General features: G+C 62.6%; 7 protein-coding genes and 1 pseudogene. 3 read left to right on the top strand and 5 right to left on the bottom strand.

What is annotated here, in order from left to right; genetic code table 11:
* Positions 1–547: 547 nt before the first annotated feature.
* The 3 genes and pseudogenes from GCT19_RS40515 to GCT19_RS40505 all read left to right on the top strand — a co-directional run.
* Positions 548–628, top strand: a pseudogene (locus GCT19_RS40515) (phage tail assembly chaperone); the annotation flags it as partial.
* Positions 625–849 carry a hypothetical protein gene (locus GCT19_RS40510; RefSeq protein ID WP_018437016.1) on the top strand — a complete coding sequence of 75 codons (225 nt, stop codon included), beginning with the start codon at positions 625–627 and terminating at the stop codon, positions 847–849. The pseudogene GCT19_RS40515 and the gene GCT19_RS40510, both read left to right, overlap by 4 nt.
* 133 nt (positions 850–982) lie before the next feature.
* Positions 983–1,258 (top strand): hypothetical protein, encoded by a 276-nt coding sequence (locus GCT19_RS40505; protein WP_018437017.1) that lies wholly within the window; start codon positions 983–985, stop codon positions 1,256–1,258.
* A gap of 259 nt (positions 1,259–1,517) precedes the next feature.
* Here the strand turns inward: GCT19_RS40505 and GCT19_RS40500 are convergent, their stop codons facing one another.
* The 5 genes from GCT19_RS40500 to GCT19_RS43120 all read right to left on the bottom strand — a co-directional run.
* Positions 1,518–2,258: a GntR family transcriptional regulator gene (locus GCT19_RS40500; protein ID WP_018437018.1), complete on the bottom strand. Its 741-nt coding sequence runs from the start codon at positions 2,256–2,258 to the stop codon at positions 1,518–1,520.
* On the bottom strand, positions 2,255–3,625 hold the full coding sequence (locus GCT19_RS40495) for an aspartate aminotransferase family protein (RefSeq protein WP_152854984.1): 1,371 nt from the start codon (positions 3,623–3,625) through the stop codon (positions 2,255–2,257). Before GCT19_RS40495 ends, GCT19_RS40500 begins: the two co-directional genes overlap by 4 nt.
* Before the next feature lie 10 nt (positions 3,626–3,635).
* Positions 3,636–4,970, bottom strand: a complete 1,335-nt coding sequence (locus GCT19_RS40490) for a glutamine synthetase family protein (RefSeq protein WP_018437020.1) — start codon at positions 4,968–4,970, stop codon at positions 3,636–3,638.
* A 505-nt stretch (positions 4,971–5,475) separates the two neighbouring features.
* On the bottom strand, positions 5,476–5,826 hold the full coding sequence (locus GCT19_RS40480) for a VOC family protein (protein WP_018437021.1): 351 nt from the start codon (positions 5,824–5,826) through the stop codon (positions 5,476–5,478).
* A 333-nt stretch (positions 5,827–6,159) separates the two neighbouring features.
* On the bottom strand, positions 6,160–6,428 hold a 269-nt coding region (locus tag GCT19_RS43120; protein ID WP_193727523.1), incomplete at its 5' end, for a hypothetical protein.

Here is a 6,428-nt window from a genome sequence, read left to right as displayed (position 1 = left end):
TGCGCACATCATTGCTCGAGATGATGCCGCGCGAACAGTACTACGCGGCTTTCAGGTATTGCCGACAGTGCGCGGCTCACGGCTACCATAGCGTGCTTCATCAGCTTTCGGACGAGGATTACTGTGCGGCCCATCCGCAACGACTGCGGACGCTATGCCCGCAATGTCGCCGCGAAAGTCCATTCATTATCAACAGCAGCGTAATCGAAGCGCCATTCCGCTGCGTCTGGTGTCGTTCGCATTTCTGCTACGGGCTCCTCCCGGTCCGTTCAACGACGCCGGCGATGCGACGGCAAGAGCGCCGCGCGATCCAGGATCGAGTGCTTCTACGGCTCGGCAGCGCAACCCGCGGTGGGCCGAACGGGTAATGGTCGCAGTTCGTCGGCGTCGACGGGGCGGCAAATCTGCCCTCGTCCTTGCAGGACGGTTTGTGGCAAAGCGATTGGGAGCCGTTACGGGGACTGACGGTTAGTTGCAACGTCGTCCCGCCGACGCGAGTTGACACATTTATTTCCGCAGTTGAGACAGATTTAATACGTTCTACGCGTATCGTCAGGCATTGCGCGACATACCGCAGCAGGCCGGGTTCCCGCTCGACATCGACTGGCCGCAGTTGCCTCAGTCATGAAACCCGATCTCGTGCGCGCGCTGCGCTCCGCGCTGCTGTGCGTGATCGTGTCCGCCGGCGTCGTGGCGATCGTCTGCGCGCTCGGCTGTACGTGCGTGCGCATCGCGGGCAACGGCAACACGCTGACCGACATCGGCGGCGACACCAGCATGGTCCCGCAGCCACGAGAGGCACGCCCGTTACTGCGGGACTACGCGGAGCCGCTATCGGCAAGACCGTAGAAGCTCAGCGCGAAAAAAAGCCCGCCGCGAACGACGGGCCGATCTAACTGTCCACTCGTGGATGCGGACAAATCAATTCTATGGCTGACCAGGGACACTGCGCCAGCCAGACGCTAGAGTTTGGCGGTTACGGATGGAGACGGAAGCCGACGACAAGTGCGATCGGGAATCTGCCTTGCTCTGGCAGATTCTTCGCCCGGAGGTCATCATGTGCTATCAGAAACCCGTCCAGCTTTTGGAGAACCTGCTCGAAGCCACGCCGCTCGTACCGAATGATCGTGGCTTTGCTGCGATGGTCGACTTCGGCCACTTCTGCGCCTATACGGGCTGCTCTGAGGAATTGCTCGGGCCACAGCCATTCGCATCGTCAAGCTCGCCGATATCGATGCAAAAACGACCGCCTCGGTAGGGTGAGCATGATTCGTCCGATCGAAGCATCGGACCTTATGCTCGGGACGTCGAGCCGACGCCTCATATCGACCCAATGCAGCCGGAGGGGGATCAGGAATTCCAATGGCAGCTTCCAGAGTTGAGCTGTCCCTCGAAGCGATGGTCCACAGACAACGCGTCGGTGAACCGCATACCCGCGAACGACCGCTGAGCAGCGTATAGCGGTCTCCCCCGTAAGACGACATTTGCGCCGACCATGCCGGCCGTCGCGTCCGCGGTCAATCGCGTTTTAGGGTTGCCCTCAGAAACTGTCCCGCCACGAAGATGTCGCGCTCCACTGCTCGCCGCGCCGCGGCGGCATCCCGCCTGTCCAGCGCATCCATCAGGTCTTCGTGGGCGTCGTTCAACACGGCCGATGCTTCGGACGTGTCGAAGAGGCGGTTCGAGATTGGGCCGGCCTTCAGCCACAGCGTATCGATCAGGTCGAACAGCAAGGGCGAGCCGGCCGCCTTGTAGAGCAGGACATGGAAGTCTTCGTTGGCGGCCAGGTAATCGGTGGCTTGGTCGGTCTTCAAAGAAACGGCGGGCTGCTTCAGCGTTTGTTTGCCTCCCTCGGGCGTCCTGGCGCGAGGCGGGTGATCCGTTGGGGTTTTCAACGCCTTCGCCATGCGCTGGCAAAGCTTGTGCAGCGTGGCGAGTTCGGCCGGCTCCAACCTCAGGCAGCCGCGCTCGGCGGCCTCGCCTTCGAGCAGCATGCGCATTTGCAACAGATCGTCGAACTCGGGCAGCGTGAGCTTGGGGACGATCATTCCGGCGTTGGGCACGTTCACCAGCCCACCTTCAGCAGCCAGACGCTGCAGCGCGGCGCGCACCGGCATCTGACCTACCCCCATCTCGGCTGCCACGTTGCGGATCTTCAATCGCTCGCCGGGAAGGAAGCGGCCTACGGTCACCCATTGCCGCAACGTGGCGTAGGTAGTGTCTTGCTGAGTGGTGGTGGATTCGATGTCGTTACTCATGAATCGGTAGTGGCGGTGAGCGCAGTCAGCACAGCGTCGAATGCTGTGAGCAGGCGCTGCACGTGCATCTGGGTAGTGTCAGGGCAAACGAGCATCATATTGTGAAAAGGAGTGATCAGCACGCAGCGGTTCAGCAAGGCCAGATGCAGGGCGTGCTCCAGCTCGGCATCCATGACCGCCTCGGCCTGGCTGCCGTTGCGCGGCGGCTGCGGACAGAACTGGAACTCCGCCCGGGCGCCCACCTGGGTGACGCACCAGGGCAGGCTGTGGCGGGCGATGATCGTGCGCAGCCCAGCGGCCAGTTGCTCGGCCAGGGCGTGCATGGGGGCGAAGACCTGAGGTGTCATCAGGTGGGTGAGGGTGGCGCGCATCGCCACCGTGGCCAGCGAGTTGGCGGTAAGCGTGGTGCCGATGCCCGAGTGGCCCGACGGTGCCGCGCGCTTGGCGGCCTCGGCGCGCTCGGCCAGCGCGGCGCTGAAGCCATAGGCCGCGCACGGCATGCCGCCGCCCAGTGCCTTGCCCACTACCACGGCATCGGGCTGCAGGCCGTGAGCGCGCGTATAGCCGCCGGGGCCGCTGCTGAGCGTATGGGTCTCGTCCAGTACCAGCAGGCTGCCGTGGCGGCGGATGATGTCTTGCGCCTGTGCCCAGTAGCCCGGTTCGGGCAGCACCATGCCGATGTTGGTCATCACCGGCTCGGCCAGAACGCAGGCCACGTCACCCAGGGCCAGCGCGGCCAGGTCGTTGAATTCCACTACGCGCGTGGTGGCGGTGAGATCGTGCACCTGGCCCAGCAGGCTGGCGCGTTGCGTGGGTTGGCCGTCCACCAGATCGACGAAGACGTCATCGACCGTGCCGTGGTAGCAGCCGTTGAACACCAGCAAGGTACGCCGCCCAGTGGCGGCCCGTACCCAGCGCAGCAAGAAACGGTTGGCGTCACTGGCGGTCATGGCGAACTGCCATTTCGGCAGTCCGAAATGCTGAGCCAGCAATTCACCCACGACGGATGCGTCTTCGTTGGGCAGCATGGTGGTCAGGCCGTGACGTGCCTGGGTCGCCAATGCCTCGGCAACGACGGCGGGCGAATGGCCGAACATGGCGCCGGTGTCACCCAGGCAGAAATCGGCCAGCGTGTGGCCGTCCACGTCGGTGAGCTGTGCCCCTTGGGCCTGGGCCACGTGCAGCGCGAAAGGCGTGGACCAGTCGTTCATCCAGTGCAGCGGCACGCCGAACATCAGCTGCGGCGCGGCGCGTGTGGACATCACTTGCGACTTCGGGTTGCGTTGCGCGTACTCGGCGCGTTCGCGTGCGAGCAAGGCCTGTACGCGTTCGCGCTCAATGCCGGTATGTTGAATGGTGTGGTTCATTGCGGGCTTCTCATACCAGCAGTAACAGGTGCTCTCGTTCCCACGAGCTGATTACCCGGTTGTAGGTGGAAAATTCCAGTTCCTTCACGGCGCAGAAGGCGTCGACGAAGGTTTCGCCCAGTACCTCCTTCATGGTATCGCAGGCGCGCATGGCCTCGATAGCGATTTCGAGGTGGCGCGGCAGTTCGTGAGCGACGTTCCAGGCGCTGCCGTCGGTGGGCTCGCTGGGATGCAGGCGGTCGCGCATGCCGATGTAGCCGCAGGCTAGCGTGGCGGCCATTGCCAGATAGGGATTGGCGTCAACGCCGGGCACCCGGTTTTCAACCCGGCGGGCGCCGGGGCCGGACTTGGGGACGCGGATACCGCAGGTGCGGTTGTCCTGGCCCCAGCGCACATTGATGGGTGCCGACATGTAGGGCGCCAGCCGCCGGTATGAATTGACGTAGGGCGCCAGCATGGGCATCACCTGCGGGATATAGGTTTGCAGTCCGCCGATGAAGTGGTGGAAGTGTTCGCTGGCTGTGCCGTCGGTGTGGCTGAAGATGTTGCGGCCTTCGCCGTCGTTGATGCTCTGATGGATGTGCATGGCGCTGCCGGGTTCGCCCTCCATGGGTTTGGCCATGAAAGTGGCAAATACGCCGTGGCGCAGCGCCGTCTCGCGCACAGTGCGCTTGAACAGGAAAACGCGGTCAGCCAGGTCAAGCGGTTCGCCGTGGCTGAAATTGATCTCCATCTGCCCCGGGCCAGCCTCGTGGATCAGCGTTTCCACGCCTAGCTGGTGCTCGTCGCAGAAGGCGGAGAGTTCCATGAAGAAGGGATCGAAGTCGTTCACCGCGTCGATGGAGTAGCTCTGCCGCCCCACCTCGGGCTTTCCAGTGCGCCCCAGCGGCGGCTGCAGAGGCTCGTGCGGGTTCTGATTGCGCGCCACCAGATAGAACTCCATCTCGGGCGCCACGATGGGCTGCCAGCCGCGTGCTTCGTACAGCGCCAGCACGCGGCGCAGTACCGCGCGGGGCGAGATTTGCACCGGCTGGTCGTCCCACTCCAGGCAGTCGTGGATGACCACGGCCACCGGTTCGGCTGCCCAGGGCACGATGCGCACGGTGGCGGCGTCGGGCTTGCAGACCATGTCGGGGTCGGTATCGCCCACGAAGGGGCCGTTGTCGGGCTGTTGCCCGTTCACGGTGTTGAGCAGCACGCTCTTGGGGATGCGCATCTCGCCCGACGCCGTGAACAGATCGCGCGGAAGGATCTTGCCGCGCGCGATGCCCGTCATGTCGGGGATGACACACTCCACCTCACGGATGCGGTGCTGGGTCAGGAAGTTGCTCAAAGCGTCATTCATAATCACTTTCGATATGATCACAAAAATAGGAATTGAGGCATCATAACGGCAAAAAATGTTGATGTTGTGATCACAAATGTAGACCGGCGGGCTATAGGACAATTCGCCACAGCGCCAACACCTGCCCGTCGCAGGTCCATGAGCGTCACGACGGTATGGTCGTGCTGACGTGCCCCCTGCCAGCCGTTCTCAGAGTCAAATAGCAAATGGCCGGTCTGGATGCAGAACCGGCCATTTCTTTTTAATGGGCCATTGACTGCTAAGGCCGAGGTCCGAAAAGAGACCTGCCGTCAGATTTCTGAGGGGAGCAGTCGTTTGAGCGTCAGCTTCGAAGATGGAACTGCCGACGGCTTCTGGCCGGCTAGCGCCCGACGACCAAGCCTGGCGATCGCCGCGGGCGCGGCTTTTCATGCAAGCGGCATAGAGCGACCCGAAGCGGAAATTCGCGGCGCTCCGAAGCGGACGTTCAATTCCTCTTCGATTCCGCACAACCCGTGGACGGCGCTCAGGTGTGCGCAAGGATATTGACCAGTTTCTCGAATGGGTCGCGAACGAAGAACCGACGGACGCCCCAAGGTTCGTCGACCGGACCATATTCGATGGCAAAGCCCGCAGCCTTCATGCGCTCAAGTGCTGCGTCCACATCGTCTACTTCAATCGATAGGTCCGGTACTGGCGTGCCGGAACCTCCCTCTGCGGCGAAGCTCACCTGAATGGTCATCTCGGTCTGAGAACCATAGGTCTGGACCCACCCGTGGTCCATTAAAAGCTCGAGGCCGAGGATATCTCGATAGAACGCCCGAGCCCGATCAAGATCGAGCGCCTTGAAGTTGGCAACTACCCGTTTGACTTGCACGTTTTGGCTCCTTCCAACTTGGGACGGGGCTGCTGCGCCCCAACCGGGCGGTGGAATCGAGGGGCCTGCTCATGGCCGAACTGAGCCAGCCAGACTTCGTCTGCCGGATCAAGCCCACAACTTTAAAAGAGGTCACTACCACTCTGCCGCTCGAAGGGCCGCTCCATGATCAAATGTTATCTTCGAGATGGCGCCACGAAAGGTCGACGGTTCGGTGAATCTCGATGCTGCGCCTCGCATAAACGCATCGATTTGCATAGCTGCTCTCCAGCGGCGTGCTGATCGGCGGACGCACGCCCGTGCGATCTGTATGTCCTCACATCAGCGATGTAGTCAGAAGGGCTTGTACCATTCCTTGCATGTCGAGAATCCGTCATTCCAGCCCTGCGCGTACATCGAGTCTTGCGCGAAGCGGGTCGGGTCTTTGGTCGCCTGGACGTACGGGTTGCCTGCTGCGCTCAGTCCACTACGGCATCCATCAGCGTGCCCGTCGATGTAGGCGGGCGGCTCGCCTTCCCTCTGGAACTGCGCGGTGTAGCTGTCCGGCATCGTCTGGCACGCTGTCACGAGCAGCGACGACAGCACGAGTGCAATGCGGCATC

The organism is Paraburkholderia atlantica, from assembly GCF_009362785.1.
In the GTDB taxonomy this organism is placed as follows: Bacteria; Pseudomonadota; Gammaproteobacteria; order Burkholderiales; family Burkholderiaceae; genus Paraburkholderia; species Paraburkholderia atlantica.
The sequence above is the reverse complement of the archived record's forward strand: the minus strand, read 5'-3'. Positions and strand labels throughout refer to the sequence as shown.